A 23,169-nucleotide genomic window follows, 5' to 3' on the forward strand; every position below is an offset into this window, starting at 1 on the left:
CTGCCGATGGTGCGACGCGCGTTGCAGCCCCTCCTGCTCGGGCAGATTGGCACCTGCCCCTTCTGCAACAGAGCCATCAACCCCAGAGCCCCGCCTGAGCTGCCCTCTCGGATGTGACCAAGTGGTACTACGCCACTCTCTTCTATCTCTGCCGCGTGGCGGCGATGCAAGAGGGCTTTGAGGATTCGGGGTTCTACGAAACCGGGCTTCGTGCACCGGTCCGCTTTCTCGAGGATGCGCCGCTTATCCTCCGCCGTGAAGCGACGACGCTTCGCCTTCTCCATCACCTCGGTCTCCCCAACCCGAGCCTCTTTCACCACCGGATTCATCGTCCCTGCCTGGGTCGCCCTGCACACTCAACTGCTGGGTACGGACTGTCTCACTCACGTTGGCAGAGAGGGCAGACGCAACAGCGACGGGGCCTCGGCAAGCTACTCTGGGTATGAATGTTCCTTACTGTCGACGAACTTCAGCCGGTCTTGCGGCTGCGGCAAGTCCCGACACTACTCCTTCAGTTGTGCTACCACTCGGAATGTGCTCTACCTGTAAGGTAAGATGCCAACTGCACAGGTGAGTAGCGTCTACGCCAAGCTGCGCGAGGATGTCGGATGAGTGCGCCCTCGCGTCGACAAGTCGAGAGCACGCGCAGCATCGTAGAGTGGTACTTCGAGACCCACCATGGCCACCCTGGTGACGTTGGAATGGTAGGAACTTTCTGTGAGCCGAGAGCCGTGGGGCACTTCGCCGTCGAGCGGGCTGCTGTCGAGCGAGGCGAGAGTGCTGCACTGTTCCGCCTGTTCGTTACAGTTGCGATGTTTCAGCGCCTTCGGGACGCCCTGGTGATGAACATTCTTCGCTCGATCTCGGCGCGAGACGCGACGGAGCTTACATCAGTCGATGCGCTCCTCGCTCTGTCCTCGACCTCCACGTGCCGACTCCCGACCTCTAACAACGACCTCATTCAAACCTGCGATCTCACAAAGAATGAGAAGAAGCAGGGAGCCTGTTCTGTGGCCCCACAGGTCCCATGTCACCTGAAGCGGCATACGGAACTTCTCCGCCGCTATGGTCACTTTGGCAAGGTGCCCACCTCCGCAGCCCTGGTCATTGGCGAAGATGGCGGCGACATGGAGACACTGCGCGCGAGAGTCTTCTCATCTGAGGCGGATCCGCTAGCTAGGGCTCAAGGTCTACAGGAGTCGCTCTCCAGAGTGTGGCGGGTAAGCGAGAAGATCTCGAGCATGTACCTTTCTCTTGTATCGGCTCCTTGCATGGGGCTCGCAGAGGCTCCTTGGGGGAAGGGACTCGACTGGACTTGGTTTGTCGTCGTCGACCGGAACGTCGACCTGTTCCTTGAGTCCATAGGGTACTCTGGAGCAGGAACCTATGCTGCGCGCCGAGAATTTATCCGAAACATTGCGGAGCGGATTGATCTCCACGCCATGAACAGGAGTCTACCTTCCTATCACCCTCGTCTCGTACAACAGGCAATGTTCCTGTTCATGAGCGCATCGAATCGGCGGGCTGCCACCGACGACTGCAGCCTAGAAGGGGCGAAGGCCTGTGGCTCTTGCCCAAGAATGCGGCGGGAGCGCTGCCCGCTTGCCGCATAGCGGCGAGCATACTTGGTAGCTTGGGACCTTCTCCAAAGGGAGAGCATCCTCAGACTCGACTCGCGCCATCGGAACCTGTCAACGTGAATGAGACAGTGAAACTGAGAGATTAGTGCGCAGCCCCCTGTGAGTTGGGGAGCGGCGCGGGGTTGTTGATCCAGACGGCGTTCGGAAGGGCCTGGGGCTTCGGAGGGCCGTGGGAGAAGCGCTCGGGGTGCGCGGCGAAGGCGGCCTCAAGGACGGTGGCGCGGGCCGCGAGGCGCGCGTCCGCCAGGCCGTGGTGGACGTCGTGAGGGGTGAGCAGACCCAGCCCCGCGTGGTGGTGCTCCTCGTTGTACCAGCGGAAGAAGTCGCCGCAGAAGCCGTGGGCATCCTGGAGGCAGCCGAAGACGCGGGGGAAGTCGGGGCGGTACTTCAGCGTCTTGAAGTGGGCCTCGCTGAAGGGGTTGTCGTTGGAGACGTGGGGCCGGGAGTGCGTCTTCGTCACGCCGAGGTCCGCCATCAGCAGGGCCACGGGCTTGGAGGTCATCGAGGAGTCGCGGTCGGCGTGAATCGTCAGCTGGCCGGGTGGGATGGCCTGGCGCTCGCAGGTTTGCGCCAGGAGCTTCTGGGCGAGCGCGGCCGACTCGCGCGGTGCGCCACCAGCCAGCCGACGACGGAGCGGCTGAAGACGTCCAGGACGACGTAGAGATAGAAGTATGTCCACTTCGCCGGGCCGTGCAGCTTGGTGATGTCCCAGTTCCAGAGCTCGTTCGGCTTCGTCGCGTGCACCTGGGGCACCGGGTGGTTGGGGTGGCGCAGCTGGTTGCGGCGCTCGCGCACCTCGTGGTTCTCGGCCAGCACCCGGTACAGCGGGCGCTCCGAGCACAGGTAGCGCCCTTCATCGAGCAGCTGCGCGTAGACTTCCGCGGGCGCCGCATCCGCGAATCTCGGCTCATGCAGCACGGTGAGCACCTCGGCCCGCTGCTCGGGGGACAAGGCTCGGGGCTGACGGCGTCCACGGGCCGGCCCCTGCTTCGGCTGCAGTCCGCGGTAGAAGGTGGCTCGCGGCAGGCCCATCACCTGGCACACCGGCGCGATGCCCAGCGCGCCCACGGCCTCTCGTGCCGCGGCCATCAGGGCTCCTCGTCTTGCTTGGGCAGTTCCACTCCCAGGATTTCCGATACTTTTTTGGAGCTCCAGCAGGGCTTCGGCGCGTTTGAGCCGCGCCTGGGAGCGGGCCAACTCCTTCTCCAACTCGGCGATTCTCCGGGCACCCGGTTCGGGCACCTTCGCCGGGGGACCTCGCTTGGAAGGCGCCAGTGCCGCCAGTCCTCCGGCCTCACGTTGGCGACGCCAGACGCTCAAGAGCGAGGAGTACAGCCCCTCGCGGCGCAGCAGTGCGCCCACCTCACCGGGCTTCGTGCCGCGGTCCGCTTCCTCGAGGATGCGCCGCTTATCCTCCGCCGTGAAGCGACGACGCTTCGCCTTCTCCATCACCTCGGTCTCCCCAACCCGAGCCTCTTTCACCACCGGATTCATCGTCCCTGCCTGGGTCGCCCTGCACACTCAACTGCTGGGTACGGACTGTCTCACTCACGTTGGCAGAGAGGGTCACCGCTCCCCGCGCGTGCACTGCCAAGTCAAGCAGCAGACGTAAAGCCCCCGCTAAGCACCAGCGCTTCGAACGTCTCCACGTTCAAGGTGCGGAGCGAGACCGGACTATTCCCCAACTTGGCGGCGCCACGTCCTCCAAGGACGTTCGCAGAGTCAGGCAGATAGCAGAGCACGCTCGTCGAGATGCGCGTCCCTCTACCCAAGTTCAGGAGCAACCGGTGGGTCGCCCCACCCTCAATGTCTCGCTCTGCCAAAGCCGGGAACAGCAGCCAGTTCAGCGCCTCGCGCGCAGCAGTTGTCCCAACCCCACCAGTATCGAGGCTCGCGAGTTCGATCCACCGAAGCAAGCGCTCGCACCTGTCTGCAAGACTGCCCGTGAGTTTGCCGCGAACAAACTCGGCAGCCAACGACTGCTCAAGCGCTGCGTAGCCAACGACGAAATGAAGCGTGGAGTCCCGTGCGCCGAACCCGATCGCCATCGCGCCTGACTCGTCGGCTGGGTTGATTCCCAGCAACGTCACCGCCGAAGTGCCCTCAAGCGGCGCGACGAAGCCCTCTCCTCGGAACTCCTGCCGCAGTGCGACACCGACGATACTCGCGGCGATTACATGCTTGCCAGTACGCCTTGGAGAGATAATGCCGCGGTTCGTCGCGCTCGCGAGCCTTGTTGCAAGGTCACGAACCATTGTCGGCGTCAACTCCTGGATCCCTAAGGATTCGAAACCTCCTCTAAGGGCACGGCTCGCTGGCGTCACATCCTCGCTCACGATCGCGAACTCCAGGCGCTCGGAGAACCGCTCATGCGCCAGCAAAAACAACCCAGGCGGAGGCGTCGTCGCGACCTTCGGCGCGACCACCACCTCCCAACTCGACCTAGGAAACCCGCGTCGCTCCACAAGGATCGAGCGCAGGGACGCCGCGAACTCCGTCCGAAGGAACGCGCGCTGAGGTTGGCGGTTGCTCTGGAGCGCATGGAGCGCCTCAAACGCGCACAACGCCGGTTGCTCTTTGGGATCGATGGGTGTCCTCACACGGAACCCCGTGCCGAACACTTGGAACTCCGTCGGAAGAAGTCCCCCACCGCTCGCGTGCGTTGGATGACTCGGGGTGCTTTGTTCGGTCACCACGGGATTTGCTGTCGATGGCACTAACCTGAAGATCAGGTGTGGGCGAGCAGAGGGTAACGAGGTCGCACCGCGCGAGAGCGCCTCAAGCGCCAAGCGGCCATCGCGCAGCACCGCCTCAGCGCGGTCAGACAACTCAGGGACCCCCTCACCACCTGCAGCAACTGTAATCCGCGTGATCGAAGGGTCAGCAGCCAAGACCAGTGCCGCCCCCTCGACTACCCCGTTAATCGGCGCGCCATCAACCGCAATACGCATGCCGACCTTCGAGTGGGGCGACAGTTCGACAAAGGAGGAGATCACCGCACTCGATGCGTCGGCTACCTCCTTGGGGTCGAGTTCAACCGCTGTGGACTGGTATGTGAGGAGTCCACCGATGCTCCTGCTCAGTCGAAGGACAGGCTCCCCCTCCACCGGCCAGTGCTCAGGCGCAGCAGGGGCCTCGGACAAAGAGCGGGCCAGCAGCGCCTTCCCCTCTTGTCCAAGCTTCGAGTCCGTCAGGATCGCCTCGAACCTCCCCACCGCTTGGCTGAGCAAGAGGGGGTGGAATGGCCCAAGGACGATGACAATATCCCCTTCCCGCGAGGCAACTCGAACCGTCTCAAACTGCGCTACGACTTGGCACAGCCTTGAGTCCATGGAAGAAGTGGCGAGGTCCAAGAGTTCTGCTGCGACTCGGAGCAGTTCCTTGGCCTTTGCACGCACCTCCAACTCAGCGAGTTTGATCAAGGGTGCCTTGATGAACTCGGCCAAGCCATCACCACCTCGGGCGGAGGTGCGTAGTTGCTCCTTGAGTGCATCCCGGGCAGCCGTGTACTGCGCAATACTGGCATTAGCCAGCGCATCGCCCTCTGCGCTGGGGCCCTTCTCGACCGGCTCCGCATTCAGAGGGAGATCACGGATAAGGCTCGCAGCTACGTTGCGGGCGCGCCATGTGAGCCCGAAGCCTCGCCCATTTGTGAGCGCCTGGATCATCTTCGCGAGTCCAAGCGGCAACACATTGGCGAGCGCACCAAGTTCACGCCGCTCGTCCGTCTTTCCCCACACCTCCGGTTGAGTCTCTACCTTTCCATTCGGCGAGGCCCCAGCACTTCGTCCCGCCTCTAGGGGAGATACCTCACCGATAGCCCGCGCCTTCTTGGCGATGGCCTTCTCCCGCTCTCCCTGCTGCGCCCCTTGGGCAACATCGATGAGTTGCTCCTCCCGGCTACGCGGCGTCGCAGCCTTATGCTTCTTCGATTTCTTCGGCTTCGCGGGCTCAACCACCGCGCTCTTCTTCGCCTTGGCCCGTGCCTCACCACGGCGCTCCCGCTTCTTCATGCCTTCGTCAAGAAGCGTGGCCAAGTCTACCTTGGCAAGGCGCTCCTGTATGTCGCCTGTAGCAGCTTGAAATGCCGCGCGGAGTTCAGACAGCGGCCCCTCAGTTGTACTGCCAACCCGCTCGCCGGTCGCCGCCCTGGACACAAGCCTATCGTTCTCTGCAAGGCGCTCGCCCGCAGCGCGACCGTCAAGCCTTGAATCACGCGCGAGGTTCAAGAGCGAGAGGTGATGCCCACATGCCTCCCAATCCGAGCGCTTCCGGTCCCCCAGAACTGCCTGCGCATACTGGCAGAGCGCCGCAGCCGAGACGCGTTCCAAGATGCCGGAGTCGCGGAGCGCCGCACCAAGCCCACGAGGGAGGCCAGAGTCGCCACCGTCAGCCCATCGAACGAACTCTTCGCGCAGCCCCGCCTCGCCTAGCGGGGTCAGCGTATCCTCAAGGCCACCTGCCTTCCCATGGACCTGAACGCTTGCGTAGACGAGGTGCTCGTCCTCCTCGATCTTCACCTCATTACGCCAGAGGGTAGCGCGCTCTGCTGCTGCGGAGCCTTCACTGACGAAGACTCGCTCTTTCTCCACCGGCGAAGCCCCAGGCACGGAGATAGCCACGTAGGTCTTCTTGCCAAGGCGCTTCTGAACCTCTTGGGCCAGCGTGCCGACATCCGCAGGCCGCAGCGAGACCGGGCAGATGCGAACGCCCATGAGGCCGGACTCCTCTTGAATAACTCGCGCAGCGGCCATTGCGATCAGAGTCGCGATCTTCATCACTCGTAAACCCCCACTTCCGCACCACTATCCGGCAAGTACCGCGCGACCCCTCTTCGAACGCTCTGCTCCAAGAGCGCCATGGCGTTGTCGCTCAAGTCCTGCAGGCTCACGTTCGGGACTCCCGCCTGCTCCAACAGGGCAGCGTCCTCAGGCTGATTGGTACCGATCACTAAGCCCAACTCATCCCGGACCCTCGTCCAGAAGGTCCGCCACCCAAGTTGTTGCCCATGAGGGACGAACATCAGCACCAAGACCTCGACCATCTCGGGGGACAAGGCGAGGTAGTTTCCCCAACCAGCGCGGCCGTCTTTCGGGAGGATGAAGCCAGCGCGGCGGCCTAAGTTCGCAGCAAAGTCTTGTGGCCAGTAAATCTTCCCCTCTTCGTCATCCCCGCCAGACCGCGCTCCGCGGAGCGCCTCGACAAGCGCTGCGCTCGCCTTGAGGCGATCTCCTTCGGTGACCTCTACGGCAGCCTCTCCAGGCTTCGCAGAGCGCCACAGCGCAGCGTCAGACACCTCTGCGATGCGCTTGGAAAGAGCACGGTCGAACTCCGCGACACCTCGCCTCAATGACAGCACGGCCTTCTCGCGGAGTGGGCGCGAAGCGCCCTCACTCTGCGAGGGGAGCGCCAGCAAAGCAGGCCTGCCAGCCTCTCTCCCCGCCCCATAGATCTTGAGGATCAGCGCCATGCAGGATGCGAGGGCGAGATACCTCAAGAGGAGTGGCTTACTCAGTGGCTGACTGAGGAGCACTCCAAGCCGATCCCCTAATGCCTGGTCGAGAGGGGTCAGCGACGACTTTCCAGATCGGCGTGGTACGCGGTCGACAAGCACCCCCTGCTGGAATATCGGCTTTAGCGTCCGAGAGACAGGGTCTGTGTCCGTCGAGTAGAACTCCTTAATACGTTGACGGCCCGCGTCGTCCAACACGGACGATATAAAGGCACCTATCCTGAAGCGCCTGAAGCCCTCTGCTCCGAGGAGCGCAATGTTCGTCGCGACGGAACTCGCCATCTGATCGCCGGCCACGTACATGCCGCCATCGACGTTGAGGAGCGCGCGCGCGGCCAAGCGGAGACGGCGCACCTGTTCGGCCCCAAGTGTGACTGGGTATGCCCGCTCGAACGCGCCGCCGTAGCGCGGGTCCCGCCGCAGCGCAGCCTCGCTGTTGTCGTAACGATCGTCCTCAAAGCCCTCACGAATGATGCGGCACAGAAGGTCCCCAGCCTCATCAGGTGCACCGCCGCAGACCGTCTGCGCCAGGTCGTTCATGATATGGACATTCTTCAGCGAGCCCGTCCCCGAGGCAAAGCCGACCATCTCCTCGAAGAGGCCGCGCTGCTCCTTCCGGCCCTGAAGTACCGCACGTACAACCTCAAGGCTCATCCGTAGCCTAGGCATACGATGCCCCCTCCTTCGCCTGCTTGAAGCCGCCGTGCACGATCAACTGCCCGCGCGGATGTGACAGCACAGCGAACGATGTCCTACCTGCCAATTGCTCCGGATGTGCCTCCTCCCACCCTGCGAGCCGCGCAAGGAAGCGTTGGACTCGCTCTGGGAGCGGCAACGGACCAGCGGAGGTCGGAGCACGCACCAGTACGTCGAGGAGTTCAGGGTCGAGCCTGAGCAGAGCGCCGGAGGGCTTGTGCAGGAGCCACGCCTCATCAGGTGGTGGACCGATCACATCCGAAAGCCACGGGACACGCTCTGGTCGGAGGATCCCGAACTCATCAGCAGGGCGAGCGCCCGCAGCGACATAAGGTCGACGGGTGGGCTCGATGTCAGCATAAGTGTGGCCAATCCAGAGCGGGATGCCGCTGAGGAGCCAGTCGGGCACCAGTTCGTCATCACCGGGCGGGACATAGAGCCTGCGGATCCCGTTGATGACCGTGGTGAGCAGGGCGGCGTCATCATAACGCGATGGCAGATCGCTACGCTCCCGGAGCCGCGATAACAGGGCATCGCCCTCGGGGTGAGCGATCGCGACATAGCGCTTCAACTGGAGGTGTGTCTGGATCGCCGCATCACGGAGGCCCTGCTCCCAGAGCGCAGCAGGCACCTCGTGAGGAGCATCCGCATCAACACGCCCCAAGCCACCAACGCCCTGCGACCAGAGCGCCTCATCCAGGTCAGGGTCAGTCACGGATGCAGGGTCAGCGAAAGCGCGCACCGCTTCGATGAGCGCGCCGTGTGCGTTCGCCTTGACTATGTTGTCGGCGGGGTACGTGCCCAACCCTATCTTGCCTTGCGACAACTCCACATTGAGCGTGGATGCTGCCTTCCCTCCGGTGATCGCAAGCGCGACCGCCTGCCATAGCTGCCGGAATGTGAAGTGGCCGCCACGACGCCTCCCTCCGATCGCGATCAGCGCTGCGAGGCGCTTTCGTGCCTGGGTAGACTGGGTAGAGGACGAGAGCATCATGATGTTCCGCCCAGCGGAGGACTGGGTCGCCCGCGTCTTGAGTTCATGGGGCAGGAACTTGTGCTGAGCCACGCGACTAAGCGCCTGCTCGATGTTGCGCTCGTCAATCAAATTCCGGTCGGCGAGATCAATCAGCACCACTCGCTCTGGTGTCCTCGCTAGCGACTCTCTCCTCGGCCCCACGAGGTGGCCAAGTTGATCACGCAACTCGGTGGCGCGACTGACCAGGGCAGGGATCGCGAGCGCGGCGTCGATGAGTTCCAAGAGAGGCCCCTCGTTCCCGCATAGGATGAAGGGGCTCCCGCTCGCAGCAGCGGCTGCCCAGCGACGGGTGACGTCAGCAGTGGGTTGCGCCGAAAGGTCGGGCTCAAGCACTGCCGGTGGCATATTGCCGCGCGCCTGTAGGAGGCGAATCACATGTGACTTACCATCCCCGGGGTTACCGGTCAGCACGACGTCCTTCTTCGCGCGGAGGCACTGGAGCACATAGCCCTCAACGGGCGTATCAATGTGCAAGAGCGTCAGATCCTCCTTGCGGACCAGGTCAGCGTTCGAGGCATGTCCCCCATACAAACTCTTGAGCAGTTCGTAGCTCACGTCTCTCCTCCGCTCACCAGCGCTAGTTCCCCCTGCTGCAGCCCACTCCTCTTGAGCCGCTTGGACAGAAGGTAGTCCTCCCGACGGAACCGCCCTAGTTCGTCGAAGGTCTCAGGCCGACGCTCTAGACGTGGTCCGAGCCAACGCGCACGCCAGAAGGCAGCGGTCTGCTCGACAGATGGTCCCGATACCCGCCAGGGCTTAGCCGCTCCCTCCACTCCGATCCGGGAGAAATGAGGCGCAAACTCAGCGAGGTACACACGCCGTGGCATACCGTGGATCAAGAGGTCATCCGCTGGGAGCCCAAGTAGTAACAGGCCATCGCGAACCTTCCGAAGGCGCTCTGATGGACCTTCGCCGAAGCGGCTGGTGATGAGCGCCTGCCCTGTCTCAACGTGCAGGAGGTCTTGCAACAGGTCAGTCGTCTCTAGAGAGAAGTGGAGCGTGCCATGGCCACGGCTCTGCCCGACATGCTCCCAGCCAACCCCGCCAAGGTCCGGCGGAAGGCGAACACGGTTGTATTGCGAACTGCCCACGCTAAAGAAGCTGGTCGTTGTGATAGCAATAAGATCGGCCGGCTTCCGCACGATCTTAGCGGCCATCTTGGATCCGATGTCGGAGACCTGATTGCAGTACTGCTGGAAGTAGAGCGCGGAGGGCCCGCGCGACAGGGCGAGCAGCGTGACGAGTTTCCCGCCCAGCAACAACCCGTAGGGCGGAATGGCTCCGCATACGGAGACGTCAGCAACCTGGGAGGCCATGAGCCGGCTCAGGCGGTGATGGAGCGCACTGCGAGCGCCTTGCGAGACGTACTTCCCGCCGGTGAGCTGGAACGCCTCCGGTGGCCACTTGAATCCTTCGCCGAGGACGTGCCGACGCAGCGCATCGCCAACATCTTCGCCCTCCACTGGGCGGAGGTTCTCCCACGCGACCAGCAGCGCCCGCAGTTGGGCGGCGCGCTTCTTGCGGAACAATGGCTCCCGCGCAGTCTCGCTGATCTCATCGTCGGTCATCTCCTGCGAGCCTCGTCGGTTCTCCTCGGCCTGCGGCTCCGCGAGGGAGCGTGAGCGCTTCCAGTCATCTCGTGCTTTAGCGGCGAATTCGCCCAATTGTGCGACCCACCGCGAGGGGTTCTTGAGCGCTTGTGCATGTGTGAGCCCGAGATCTCTTACTGAGATGGCTCGGATAGCAGCCTCAAGTTCCTCCATAAGATCGAACGAGAGCCGCCGCCTCGCAGCGGCGACCCGCTGACCTCGAGCCCGCTGGCTCAGGGACAGCAGCCTTCGCTCCACCACGTTGGGACCCCCATCGACATCTACCTTGAGCAGAGCGCCGACGTCCGCCGCCACGCGCTCTCTCGAGACCGCAGCGTCTCCGAGCAGTTCAACAGCCGCCAAGGCCCGCAGCAGGGCCTCGTCAGGCCCATGCGCGAGCGCTTCGAGGACGAGCACCACCGCCTCAAGCCAAGTGGGAGTGAGCCCGAGTGCGCTATCACGCACGGTGAGTTTCGGCACTGGGCTCGCTAGGCAGAGGAGGCCGCAGACAGGGTGGTTAGGCTGCCCAGCGTCGCGGACTAGGATCGGGAGCGTTCGCCCCGGCGTGGAGTAGTAAGGGAAGGACCAGAAGTACCGGAAGTACCGGAAGACGTCCCAAAGCTTCAGCCCTGTGTGCGGGTCCCGCTGGTCATCCGCGATCTCGATATAGGGCTCGATGGCGCTAGGCCCCACCGCTCGGAGGGACGCAGCGAGGGCGGGCCCATCGGCGATCAGCGAGAGAATGCTCCGCGGTCCGCCCATAGCAAAGTGTGCGCGTTCCTGTGCGTAGATGAACTGCTGAGCACCTGCCCGGTTCAACTGTTCGTCCACTCGCGCGGCGAGGCTCTGCCGGACGGCCTCCTTCTCCTGCTGCACCTGAGCAGGGGTCAGCCCTGCCCCGGTCGCCTTCCAACCGGGAGCACGCACGTAGACGCGGCCGGTGTCGACCACTACGGCCCATCCGTTGGTGGCCAGGTCGACCAGCACTTGGCAAAGCGCCTGTGCGCGGAGAGTCGGCGCGACCCTCTTAACGCGGCCTCCTCCTGCTGGCTCAGCGACAGGGGCTGTCGACTGCTCTTCTTCCCGGGTTGATTGCTCCAACCGCTGCGCCCTACTGCGGGCCGCGACGAAATCGCCCTTAGCCAAGTCCGCTGCGACGGTCAGTACGTGCCGCCCCAGCCATGGGGGGCCTAGGGCGATCGGAAACGGAATTGCCCGCTTCTCCAGCATCTAAAATACCTTTGGCTCTCTAAAAGGGGTCCACCGCTAAAGGGGCGGCATGGTAGCTGGTCCCGGCGCGGGAGGGAAGAGTCTATTGAGGCCCCTCGGGAGGCGCCGATGCCCTTAACGTACGACCTGCTGCTCGACCTCTACCGCGGGAAGTCGGCCGCGGTCGAGCAGATTGGCCACCAGAGCGAAGTCGGTGCGCTCGCGATCGATACGCCCGTCACCGCGCTCATTAGCGCCCTTGATGCTGGCCATGGGCCGAAGCACCTCGTGCTGACAGGCAGCGCTGGAGATGGGAAGACCTTCGCGGCATTAACCGCGAAGACCAAGGACTTCGAAGTAATCACCGATGCGTCCGCTCGACGCCTTGGGGTCACGACGGATCCGATCGCCGACTTGGCAGCGCAAGTAGAGGAGGTTCTCCGGTTAAACCGCCGCCTCCTCCTCGCCATCAACCGCGGCCAACTTGAGCGCCTGTACGATCACGCGCGCGGGTCGACCAAGCAACAAGTCCGGGTGTTTGCCGAGATCGCACGATCACGTACGGCACTTAGGCCCTCGTGGGAGGCCACCGCAGTAGACGTGGCCGTCGCTGATCTCGGCCACCTCGATAGACAGCCAACGGTCGAGGCCATGCTGGATAAGGTCCTCGCGATCCCGGACTCTCCGTACCTCGCGCCCCCTACACGCGAAGCGTTCGCGCTCGCCAAGGGTGCGCTCTCGGACCGGCGTGTCCGGGAGTGGGTCGCATTGGTAGTGAGGTCGGCGTCGAGTGCTGGAGCGAACGTAACAATGCGGCAGTTATGGTCCTTCGTCGCGTTTCTGGCGACTGGGGCGAGAGCGCCAAGTGACGAACGCCCAGTTGGACTGGCGGATGCAGTGGGCGCGAGGTTGTTTGCGGGCGAGATTAACGATCCCCTCTTCTCCGCTGCTCGCCAGGAGTGCGATCCCGCTGTAACACCGGACGCGTCGCTCACGCGCAGGATCCTGGCGGGCGATCTGCTAGCCCGAATGAAGGGGTCGCCGCTGAAGGCGCTCGCAGCCGACCGCGAAGGGTGGCGCGACGGACGGCGCTTGATCCGAATCGCCGCAGTGCATGGCCTCGCGGAGGCCAGGGCACTCTCTCTCGCTGAAGACCAGTACGGGGGCACCGTACAACAACTGCTGAAGGAAGGTCCTGGCTGGCATGCGTTCGGACCACTTGTTCGCGTGCTGGTCGGCGGGATCTACTCCCGCCTCGGGTTGTGGAAGGCTGCCGCCATCCTGCCCTCTTGGCAGATGCTCTGCTACGACACTGCCAGATCCTCGAGCGCGTCGCTTGTGGCCGACCGTGACCTCAACGCGTCTAGATTCAAACTCGCAGTTCCGCGTCCCCCTCCCGATGTCGAGGCATTCCTGCTGAAAGCGTGGCGGCCGCCCTTCGTATGGCTCGGTACGCCTGATGGGCCGCGTCTACGCTTGATGCCGAGGACTTTCCGAGGACTCATCATCGCGAACGAGCGATTAGTGCATGAGGATCTCTTTGCATCCGAACGTTGGCTTGCACGCGCGGGAAGCGCGAGCGCAACCGAGAGCCCAGAATCATCCACACCAGTCCGCGTAGCACGCCGGGGAGATCCCAACTCCATCATGCTCGATGACGCTCTCGACCTAACCCGTACCGAGATAACGATTGAGGGCGGCACAGTGGCCGGAGGTACGGCGTGAAGAAGAAGGAGGACAAGAAGGAGAGCAAGGTCGATGTGAAGGAGCAGTACGCCGCATGGGGCCTGTCTATCCGAACGAACCAAGTGCGTGGGGTACATATCGCGAATGGCTTGGTTCAACTACTGAGACTTTTCCCTCATACGCCGTACGTAGGCTCCCAACCTCTCGATCCGAAGAAGTACGTCAGTTCGGTAGAACTTGCCTTAGACCTCCAACTCGGCGCTCAGTGGCGACTAACAGACGCCGCACGAGCCCTCTGCGTGACGAACACGAAGAATGGGCCTCTCTCGCTGGTGGATGACACAACCGACGAGTTGCCATTCGTCAAGGCTGGCCGGGAACACTTACAGCGGACCATCACTGCGAAGTTCAGTGATGATCGCGCGTCGCAGGTTCATGCACTTATCGCCGACGCCATCAACGCAGATAGGCGCGTCTTCGCTGCGGGTGGCAGTGATTCCTCGACCCCAGGCCTGAGCTTCGCGGGGTATACAACTACGCATACCCTAGCCGGCATGCACGCGGCTACGTTCCTAGGCATGCTGTGCAGAACCCCAGATGGAGCTCAAGCGGCGGAAGAACTCTATGCACTGCTCGCGAATGACAGGGACTGCCACAGTCGGCTTGTAGCGCGCCTTGGTCTAGCGATCGAAGGCTTCCCAAAACAGGCTACCAAGATGCTCAGCGCGTTCCCCCTCCCATCCGGCACCAGGTGGGATGATGCCGCCGCGAGGACCGCAGAGTGCATGAAGAACCTGCTGGCGTGGCGGAGGGCGGGCTCCGCGAAGGCGGACACGCTGATGGCCGTCGTAGATCTCGCGTCCCTCATCATATTTCTAAATCTCGTCCAATGGCGCCCGAGCAGCACGAATCCCAAGCCGCTCCTGCTCATGGTGGCGCCGCGGTCGAGGAGAGACGAGGAGGCCATCTCCCGAGCTCAGCAATCCCTGCTGAGCGCTTGCGCAACTCTTGATCAATTTGCGCTGGATAAAGGACTCACGACCCAGGATGATATTTATAAGCCTAGCGTGCACGCGAAGAACCTTGGCGCTGCCGCGGGTTGGCTCTTCCCGACTGACTCGCGGGGTGCGCCGAAGCGATGGTTCTGCCCGGGCGCTCGGCAACTCGCGACGCTCGTCCACGCCCTCCTCCGCCCATTCGAGGAACTCTCGTGGGCGTCCTTCGCGCAGCGAGCAGAGCAGCAACTCGGCATCATCATGGGCGGCCCTGGGGAGGCACGCGCGGCATTCGCGCTGGGCTTCGGCGGCGGCACAAACTCAATCCGCGATGCAGGGCGCCTCAACCGCGATCATCTCGTTGCGCTAGGGCTGGCGCGCCAAGAATCCGACAATGTCGTCATCATCGACGGAGGTGGAGCGTGATCTCCCAGGTAATCGAACTCGCGCTCGTTGGAGCGGCCCAAGCGCTCCCTCCGAAGGCCTTGGGGCTGCGGTGTCACAGCTTGCCTCTGGACGACTGCCTTGATGAGTGTCTGGATGGTATAGCTGGGCTCCTGTCCAAGGAGCAGTTCACCGCCACCCAGGTCGTGGTCGGGACAGCTGCGACTCCGAGTCGCCCCCTGCCGAAAAACGTCCAGGTGTTTCCCTCCGACCTCGCAGCGGCCGAGGCGACGAGAATCCGGAACGACCGAAGCCTCGTGGCTCTACCGAACTTCTTGCTCGTGTACCTCAACTCTGGCTCCACGCCTGGTGAGGCTGGCCTGGAGAGAATGCTCGTCGAGATCAAGGGGCAAGCGATCGCCCGCTACTACGCTCAAGCGGCGGGGCTGGAACTCCTTAATGCGATTGGAGCGAGCAACGTCCGAATGATCGGGGCAAGGCTCGAGGACACCTCGGTCGAGAAACTCGGCCGCTTTGCTGTGCGCGCACAAGCGGTCGGCGGCGGTGTTCGCGGCGAACTCGAAGCCCTCCCTCTCCTAGGGTTTGTGCCGAATACCTTGAATCCGAAGCGCGAGCGTCCTTCTGCCCTATGGAAGCAAACCTTTGATTCGTTGACGAACCAGAAATTCCTAGACGGCCTGCGCAAGTTCCGTGGTCTCATCCCCCGGCTATCAACCACGACGCGCGAGCGGCTTGTGCACGAACTAGAGGCTCGTGGGCTCGCGCCAACAGCCTCATCGGACATTCTCGAAACCATCACCGACCTTGTGATCTCGATAGAGAGGTTTAGCGTCGGGCTTGAGCAAGATCCGGAGCGGCTATGCGGCCTGAGCAGGGAGTTGCTGAATTTCCTCAGACAGCCAGGCAGTATCGAGGCGCTCCTGCGAGAGGACAATGGCAGCGGAAATGAACCTGGAGATAAACCGCCTCTGGATGATAGCGAAGGTGACGATGCTGAGAGGGTATGGCGTGAAGAAGAAGTAGTCAGCGAGTTGGGCGCTGCTGGCCTTGAAGGGAGGTTGGAGTCTATAGAGGTCGACCAAACTGAGTTGAAACTCTCTATCCGGCACCCCGACGGCACCCGCCTCAACCTACGTGGCGCCGCTATCCCACCGTTTCTCCGGGACGCCGCGGAGCAGTTCGACCTTCTGTGGAAGAACGGGGGCTCTCTCGAGGTTGCTTCCCACCTCGCGCTGCTGAGCAACGCCAAGCCGTCGCGCGACCCGATAGAGCGCTTCTTCCTAGAAGTGTCAGGCGCTTCCTTGGATGCCACCACAAACGATCGCGTGGCCGCGTTACACGCAGCACGCCGCGAGTTCTTGTCGGCAATTGCAGCACTCGTTCCTGGCGATGAGGATTCAGAGTTAACCCCGCCCCAGATTGCGATCCTACTGCTTGAGTCTGTCCCAATCACGGTCGCGGCGAATGCGCGCGACGCGGTAGAAGCCTACCTCAGCGCGTATGGCGCGCTCGTACGAGAGACATGTCAGCGGGAGCAGCCAGCGCCGCACCGCTTCGCTGTCGCTGTAACCAACCTAGACATGGCCTTCTCGGTCACGTCTGACCAGCGCCCGATCGCAGCCCGCTTACTTCCGACACATCCCCTCAGGCTTACCCGCGCCCAACTATGGCTTGGTAACCGTGAAGAACCGCCGCCATTCCCTTCGAGCATAGTCCTTCACGTTGGACAGATGCCCGAAGCGCTCTACCCACAAGGCGAACCCTACTGCTTCCACGCTCGATACCACTTCGGCCCGAGCCGTGAAGGGCTGATGATGGCCGCCAAGCAAGGCATGCAGGTGCTGTGGAACCTCCTCGCGCCACGTGGCCTGATGAGCGCTGTTGACGTCGAACTGGTTGATGTCTCGAACCCAAGCCATGTCATCCAAGGGCTCTACGAAGACGCGGTCTCGCGGTTCGCGTTGGACAACTCAGTGGGGGAAAACGTTCACCTGCGCGTGATCTGCTCATACTCCGAGGGCAAGCGCGCAGCAGATATATTCTGCCCCACGGAGGCCGATCTCCCAGAACTCGCCCATGTCTGGGGGGTGGCGCCTGGCGCAGGTGTCACCTTGGAACTCGTAACGAAGCCGGTGGCTGCGGGCACGAAGGACGTCCATTTGTCCCTCCAAGCGGTGGAGACCCCCTACCTCACCCTGAACATGCCAAGTTCGACTGGCGCGTGGAATGTCGAGTACATCCCAGGTCGAAGCGGAAACATTAGAGCCATCGAGTTGACCGGAGTTCCGCACATCGATGACTACCGGCGGGTTCTCAAGGAGCATAACTTCGACCTGCGTCGCGGCTTCGATCCGGCGAACGAGTCAGGCAGTCTGGGGCAGTCCTTAGTAAAGACCTTCGTCGCGCCAGGAGGGTGGCCGATCCGCCCTGACTCTGCTGAACCCATAGCCGCGTACGAAGCGCTGGGCAGAGACGTGGCCGCGACGCTCATTGACGGCAAGGTCTTCGACGCCGGGATCGCCGACGAGCTCGCGCGGATTTCAAACGGGGCGGGAGCAGAGTCCTCGCATGGTATTGACCTGAAGGCGATTCGCGAGGGGATGCTTGCCCTTTACCCTTGCCGAAAGTTCATTGCGAAATTGCTAGACGGAGATGACCCACGCAACCTGCTCGGCTGGCTCGGCATCCTGCGTGCATTCCGGGAAGCTCGAAGCACCAGTGGCGCAACTGTGACACTCGCTATAAGCCTTGACGGGTCTGAGGGCACCAATTGGGCGCGCGTGATGGCGCGCGAATTCGGTGGCGACCAGAGCCGCGCTGACCTCCTCATCATCGAAGCCGCCGCTGACAGTCGCCAGATCACCCGGATCCGTGTGGCAGAGCTCAAGGCTCGAACAACGCAGGCTCAGCTTAGCACGGTCGCTTCCCTTGCACGCCTTGCAACGCAAGCGCTCCTCACGGCCTCACGCCTGCGCGCGACTTTGGGTGCGCCTGGCGGGGTGAGTTCGCCTGCCCGTCAAGCGCTACGTCGCCTCCTGTGGCTTGGGGCAGGGCAACAGCGCGCCGCTTACGTGTGGAAGGACATCTTGACGAAGTTCGATGACGCGCTCGTGGCGCAGGGACAGGTCTCGCTCACCGTCGATACGGAGTGCTGGCTCGTACCTGAGACTGAATGGGGCGGCGATGAGAGGTTCTCTCGCTCCATGCGCTCACTTAACGCCAGTGGAACTCAAACGGAGGCCATGGAGGACGTACACTACCGTGTGCTCCCGCCTGTCACGAGACCAGAGCAGCCGGCGCAGTTTAACTTCCCTCCTCAGCCGTCGTTCACTGTGGCCCCTCTCAAGGCCGGTACGCTCGCGCAGCCTCCGCCCACGAGCGAACCCAATCCGAAACCTCCGCCCGCCATCGCCATGGCTGGTCAGCAAGGGGGGCGAGTGGTATCAGCCGCCGAGGAGCCCACTCTGCCCGAAGGCAGGAGTTCCAAGAGCTCCGACAAAGTGGAAGAGGCGCTCCCCCATACGTCACCGTCAGTTCCCTCTAACGGCATTGAGGTGCGAGTTGGAACCGTGCTCGCCAGCGCTGAGCCAGCGCTGTGGCGACCTAACCGGACAGACCTCGTCACCCATTTCAACGTCGGAATCACCGGCACGATGGGCACAGGGAAGACCCAGCTCACAAAGTCGTTGGTGGCCCAACTGCTCAGGAACGGCCACGTTAACCCGGGGGGGCGCCGCCCGGGCATCATTATCTTCGACTACAAAGGTGACTACATCGACACGCAGCCCGGCGGCTTCGCGCATACCATTGGCGCAAAGGTTCTCGAGCCGTACCATCTGCCAATTAACCCTCTCCATCTCAAGGCGCCTACAAGCAAACTCGACCTCAAACTCGCAGCGCGCGAGTTCGCAGACACGATCCGGACGATCGCACGCGTCACAGGCGAGGTGCAGCGAGCGGAACTCATCGCAGGGGTTCAGCGCGCCCTCGCCAACGCGGGCATCGATGAGAACGAACCTCAGACGTGGGGGAGGCCCTTTCCGACGATCCATGATCTCTACAACCTCATGGACCACGATGGCCTAGCGACCGGCGCGCCGATGTCCGTCATCCATGACTTGGCCGACCTGGAAATCTTCGCCCCAGAGGACCCTGGCAATGACTTGGGAGACTTCTTCGACGCCGCGTACGTGATCGACCTAAGGAAGTTGGTCGGTACAGACGCAGTAATTCGCTCGGTCATCTCGTTCTTCATGAACGGCTTCTTCGCTCGCATGGTTCAGCAGGGAGAGTCGCTCCGAGAGCCTCGAAGGGCAGCCGATGGCACACAGGTTGAATTGCGCCAACTGCGGCGGCTAGTGTTAGTAGATGAGGCAGACGACTTCATGGGGCTGAACCTCAGCAGTTTGAAGAACGTCATGCAGCAGGGCCGCGCGTTTGGGTGTGGAGTAATCCTATCGACGCAGTTCTTGCACCACTTTGATGGGGCGGATAGCCCGCTCAAGCCGCTTATCGGGACGTGGATCCTCCACCGGATGGCGGACGTGAACCCGAACTCGCTCAAGAGTCTCTTCGGGTTGCAGCCAGAGGAAGCCAAGTCCTGGACAACAACACTTAGCTCGTTGGAGATCCACACCAGTCTCTGCTACGGGCTGTCGAATCGTGGGCAAACCGGTCGCTTGGTAAAGGTCCGAGACCTGCCTTTCTTCGAATGGCAGCGTGACTTCGGCTCGCCATGAATTGATCGTCGCACCGGTGGTACCATGCCAAGGTGTGGCGCTTCACGCAGACCCCAGCCGCCCCTGATTCACGCCTCGGATAATCCGGTCGTTGTCCAAAGCGAGCCGAAGAGCTTGAGGATGACGTGAGGGCGTGTCCGGAAGTAGCCCAGGCCCGAGCGCAGCGCCTGTTGCAACTCGGTCATCTCGTCGAAGAGAAGGTTGTGCGTGCCCCGCTGGCGCAGGGGCCGCCACAGCCTTTCGATGGGTTGAAGCTGAGGGCTGTAGGGCGGCAGCCGGTACAGGGAGAGGTGAGGGAAGCGGCGCAAGGCCCAGTCGTAACCGTCCGGCCAACGACGTGCGGTGAGGGATTGCTGGCGCAGCAGGAGGCGGCGGACGCTGCTGGGCATGGCGAAGCAGGTGGAGAAGCCGGAGTGGGCGCGCGTCGCGGAAGCCTTCGAGGCCGTACCCGTTCGCATTTAGGCGTCGGGTGAGTTGAGCGGATGGGGAGACCTCCACGCGTTCTTGGGGACGCGATGGAGAGAAACATGAAGAAGCAGTTGGGAGCAGGCGCGTGGCGTCGGTGGGTGGTGGAGCAGGAGGCGAGCGGGCAGACGCAGAAGGAGTTCGCCGCAGCCAAGGGCGTCTCGGTGAGCACGCTGCAGTTCTGGGTCTACAAACTGCGGCGAGAGGCCAGACGGGCGGCGGCTCCTCAGTTGCTGCCGGCGGAGGTGGTAAGCTCCACCGCGCTTGCAGCGCGGTAGGGGGCGCCGGCCCCAGTGAGTTGTCCCTGCGCTACGCCCCTTGAGGCGGCGCTGCCTTCGGGCCTAGTGCTGCGCTTCTCCCCCGGCACGGACGTGGGCTACCTGCGCGCGGTGCTGGCGGCGCTGGGCTGACGTGCTTCTTCTTCTACGCGCAGTTCGCATCCACCTGGCAGCCGAGTTGGTGGACATGCGCAAGTCGATTGATGGGCTCTTCGTGCACGTGCAGCACGCCCTCGTGGCCGACCCCTATTCCGGCCACCTCTTCGTCTTCCTCGGCAAGCGACGCGACAAGGTGAAGGTGCTGGCCTGGGACGGGGGCGGCTTCCTGCTGCTCTACAAGCGACTGGAGGCAGGCCGCTTCCGCATGCCCGAGGTGGCCGAGGACGCTACGTGCGTGCAACTCGACGCCACCCAGTTGGCCATGCTGCTGGACGGCATCGACGTCTCCCGCGTGCGCAGGCCGCTCAAGTGGCAGCCGCCCGAGCAGCCGATGCCGGGGGCGGCGAGCGGGGCCACGCGGCGATGACTACGAGAGAAGCATGGCTCGCGAGCTTCTTCTCGACCACCACTGCTCCTGGCGCAAAGAAGCAGAGGAGCTTCGCGAACGGCTGACGAGTCTCGAGGCGCAGGTGGAGAAGCTCACCCGCACCGTCTTCGGCAAGAAGTCCGAGAAGCTGCCGCCCGTCACGGAGGCGCTCCGTCGCGAAGCCCCGGCCGACCCTCATGCGGTCCATGACCCCGGCCCGTTGACAACCACGCCCGTCGAGGTGCTGGGCGGCACCCAGGGCGCGCTCGTGGTGGACGCGTACACGGGCTACAACCGGGTGACGACTCCCGACGGGCGGACCCGGGTGGGCTGCTGGGCCCACGTGCGCCGCCGTTTCTTCGAGGCGCTGCCCAGCCCGGCGGCAGAAGAGGCCCTGCGCCTCATCCTCGCGCTCTACCGCGTCGAGGCCTCGGTGAAGGAGGCGGGCCTCACCCGGACTGCGGCACACCTGGCCCTGCGCCAGCAGCAGTCCTCCCCGGCACTCCAGTCCCTCCATGAGTGGCTCGAGCAGCACCAACCGCTGCACCCACCGCGCGGCCCGATGGGAGCGGCCATCGCGTATGCGCTCGGGCAATGGGACGCCCTCACGCGCTTCGTCGAGGACGTGCGGCTGCCGCTGGACAACAACGCTCGGAGCGGGCGCTGCGCGTCGCATCCCTCGGCCGGAAGAACTTCCTCTTCGTGGGCCACGACGCCGCCGGCCGGAACCTCGCCGGCCTCTACTCGCTCGTGGCCACCTGCGAGGCGAACGGGGTGAATCCGCGCGACTACCTCGCCGACGTGTTGCTGCGCGTGCAGTACCACCCGGCCAGTCGGCTGGATGAACTCTTGCCCGGTCCATGGAGCCGCCGCATCGCCGCGGACACTTCCTGAGCGTCATCGCTGCGGTGCGGCTCGCAACGGCTCATGACCGGAACGGCACGTGTCTGCCGTCAACACACCCAAACCCGGACGGTTACGGCCCACGGATCCAGGCCCCACCGAGGCCGTTCCCCAGGCCCTGCTTGCTGCTGAAGCCTAGGCACCCAGAAAAAACAAAGGCCCTGGAGTCACCGGTTCGCACCGGAAGCTCCAGGGCCTTCATTTTGGTCGGGGCGACAGGATTTGAACCTGCGACCACTTGCACCCCAAGCAAGTGCGCTACCAGGCTGCGCTACGCCCCGAAAACGGCCGTCGTGAAACGGTGCGCCCTTATGCCCTCGCCGGTTTCCTGGGTCAAGCGCGAGGTGAAGGGGACCGTGGGAAAACTCACTCCTCGCCTTCTTCCATTCCCTCGTCGAAGTCCTCGCCCCGTGCCTCGGCCGCGTCCGCCGCAGCCTCCTCCTGGGCGTCGATCTCCGCGTGGTTCTCCGGCGGGGCCTCTCCGTTCAGCGCGCTCTTGAGCACCTGGCTCGGCCGGAAGGTCAGCACCCGGCGCGCGCTGATTTCAATCTCCTTGCCCGTCTGCGGATTGCGCCCCACGCGCGCCTTCTTCTGGCGCACCTGGAAGTTTCCGAACCCGGAGATCTTGATCTTGTCCCCGCGCTCCAGCGTCTCCTTCACGGTGTCGAACACGAGCTCGACGATCTCCGCCGACTCCTTCTTCGAGAAGCCGACCTTCTCGTAGACCCCCTCGATGATGTCCGCTTTCGTCATGCGAGCCCTCTGGCACCCGTGCTGGCCGGTGAACGCGGGGCATGGTGTCAGCCTTCCCCGAACCCTGTCAACGTCCTGACTTCACTGAGGAATTCAGGCGCGCAGGGCCGCCCCCAGCCGCTGGTTCACCTCGGTGATGATGCGCTGGTGCGCCGTGGTGACCTCCACGTCGGTCAGCGTCCGCTCGGCCGACCGGTACCTCAGCGCGTACGCCAGGTTCTTCTTCCCCTCGGGGATGGGCTTGCCCGTGTACACGTCGAACACCAACGCGTCCTCCACCAGCGGCGCCCCCACCTCCAGGATGACCCGGCGCACCTCCTCGTTGCGCAGCTCCACCGGCACCACCACCGCCAGGTCGCGCAACACCGCCGGGTACTTCGGCAGGGCCTCCGCCTGCGGCACCAGCCTCGCCGCCGCGTACAGCGGATCCGTGTCCAGTTCGAATACGAACACGCCCTCGGGCAGCCCCAGCGCCTTCGTCACCCGCGGGTGCACCTCGCCCACGTGCCCCAGCACCGTCCCGTCCGCCAGCGCCACCTGCGCGCAGCTGCGCGGGTGGTACGCGGGCGGCTCGGCCGGCGTAAAGCCCACGCCCTCCACGTGCAGGGCATGCAGCAGCGCCTCCACCGCGCCCTTCGCGTCGTAGAAGTCCACGCGCGCGTCCTTCTGCGTCCAGCTCCGGCCTCCCCGGACGCCCCACACCAGGCCCGCCACGTTGTCCAGGTCGAACGCGTGCA

General features: G+C 63.6%; 13 protein-coding genes, 1 tRNA gene and 1 pseudogene. 6 read left to right on the forward strand and 9 right to left on the reverse strand.

What is annotated here, in order from left to right; translation table 11 throughout:
• Positions 1-1,722: 1,722 nt before the first annotated feature.
• The 5 genes from D7V93_RS10290 to D7V93_RS10310 form a co-directional block, all read right to left on the reverse strand.
• Positions 1,723-3,134 (reverse strand): IS3 family transposase gene (locus tag D7V93_RS10290; protein ID WP_120643232.1). Its coding sequence is split into 2 segments (ribosomal slippage): positions 1,723-2,250 and positions 2,253-3,134, totalling 1,410 coding nucleotides; the frame shifts between segments, so codons are not numbered across the junction.
• 101 nt (positions 3,135-3,235) lie between these two features.
• Positions 3,236-6,418 carry a hypothetical protein gene (locus tag D7V93_RS10295; RefSeq protein WP_120643233.1) on the reverse strand — a complete coding sequence of 1,061 codons (3,183 nt, stop codon included), beginning with the start codon at positions 6,416-6,418 and terminating at the stop codon, positions 3,236-3,238.
• Positions 6,418-7,821, reverse strand: a complete 1,404-nt coding sequence (locus D7V93_RS10300; RefSeq protein ID WP_120643234.1) for a hypothetical protein — start codon at positions 7,819-7,821, stop codon at positions 6,418-6,420. The genes D7V93_RS10295 and D7V93_RS10300 overlap by 1 nt, the downstream gene beginning before the upstream one ends.
• Positions 7,814-9,439, reverse strand: coding sequence for a hypothetical protein (locus tag D7V93_RS10305; RefSeq protein ID WP_120643235.1), 1,626 nt, complete (start codon positions 9,437-9,439; stop codon positions 7,814-7,816). The genes D7V93_RS10300 and D7V93_RS10305 overlap by 8 nt, the downstream gene beginning before the upstream one ends.
• Positions 9,436-11,460: a Druantia anti-phage system protein DruA gene (locus D7V93_RS10310; RefSeq protein WP_158623694.1), complete on the reverse strand. Its 2,025-nt coding sequence runs from the start codon at positions 11,458-11,460 to the stop codon at positions 9,436-9,438. Before D7V93_RS10310 ends, D7V93_RS10305 begins: the two co-directional genes overlap by 4 nt.
• A gap of 351 nt (positions 11,461-11,811) precedes the next feature.
• On the opposite strand from D7V93_RS10310, the gene D7V93_RS44405 reads away from it, so the two are divergent.
• From D7V93_RS44405 to D7V93_RS10315, 3 genes are read left to right on the forward strand one after another with little or no spacing between them, the layout of a single operon-like run.
• Positions 11,812-13,407: a hypothetical protein gene (locus D7V93_RS44405; RefSeq protein WP_147451118.1), complete on the forward strand. Its 1,596-nt coding sequence runs from the start codon at positions 11,812-11,814 to the stop codon at positions 13,405-13,407.
• Positions 13,404-14,789, forward strand: a complete 1,386-nt coding sequence (locus tag D7V93_RS44830) for a hypothetical protein (RefSeq protein ID WP_158623695.1) — start codon at positions 13,404-13,406, stop codon at positions 14,787-14,789. Before D7V93_RS44405 ends, D7V93_RS44830 begins: the two co-directional genes overlap by 4 nt.
• Entirely contained in the window at positions 14,786-19,507 is a 4,722-nt protein-coding gene (locus tag D7V93_RS10315; protein WP_158623696.1) for a helicase HerA domain-containing protein, read from the forward strand. Before D7V93_RS44830 ends, D7V93_RS10315 begins: the two co-directional genes overlap by 4 nt.
• A gap of 68 nt (positions 19,508-19,575) precedes the next feature.
• Here D7V93_RS10315 and D7V93_RS46065 read toward each other — a convergent pair whose 3' ends face one another.
• The gene (locus tag D7V93_RS46065) at positions 19,576-19,965 is read right to left on the reverse strand and encodes a hypothetical protein (RefSeq protein ID WP_208722972.1); all 390 of its coding nucleotides are present in this window, start codon (positions 19,963-19,965) and stop codon (positions 19,576-19,578) included.
• A gap of 69 nt (positions 19,966-20,034) precedes the next feature.
• Between D7V93_RS46065 and tnpA the strand changes: the two genes are divergently transcribed.
• The 3 genes and pseudogenes from tnpA to tnpC all read left to right on the forward strand — a co-directional run.
• The gene (gene tnpA, locus D7V93_RS46530; protein WP_244237218.1) at positions 20,035-20,250 is read left to right on the forward strand and encodes an IS66 family insertion sequence element accessory protein TnpA; all 216 of its coding nucleotides are present in this window, start codon (positions 20,035-20,037) and stop codon (positions 20,248-20,250) included.
• Positions 20,251-20,383: 133 nt separating this feature from the next.
• A complete protein-coding gene (tnpB, locus tag D7V93_RS10330; RefSeq protein WP_279636883.1) occupies positions 20,384-20,776 on the forward strand; it encodes an IS66 family insertion sequence element accessory protein TnpB in 393 nt (130 codons plus the stop codon).
• Positions 20,777-21,005: 229 nt separating this feature from the next.
• A pseudogene (gene tnpC / locus D7V93_RS10335) lies at positions 21,006-21,670 on the forward strand (IS66 family transposase); the annotation flags it as partial.
• Positions 21,671-21,883: 213 nt separating this feature from the next.
• Here tnpC and D7V93_RS10340 read toward each other — a convergent pair.
• From D7V93_RS10340 to D7V93_RS10350, 3 genes are all read right to left on the reverse strand, one after another.
• Positions 21,884-21,960, reverse strand: a tRNA-Pro gene (locus tag D7V93_RS10340).
• An 85-nt stretch (positions 21,961-22,045) separates the two neighbouring features.
• Positions 22,046-22,432 (reverse strand): integration host factor subunit alpha, encoded by a 387-nt coding sequence (locus tag D7V93_RS10345; RefSeq protein WP_120613048.1) that lies wholly within the window; start codon positions 22,430-22,432, stop codon positions 22,046-22,048.
• Between the two features lie 93 nt (positions 22,433-22,525).
• On the reverse strand, positions 22,526-23,169 hold a 644-nt coding region (locus tag D7V93_RS10350), incomplete at its 5' end, for a phenylalanine--tRNA ligase subunit beta-related protein (protein WP_504739566.1).

The sequence above is a fragment of the Corallococcus llansteffanensis genome (assembly GCF_003612055.1).
Lineage (GTDB): Bacteria > Myxococcota > Myxococcia > Myxococcales > Myxococcaceae > Corallococcus > Corallococcus llansteffanensis.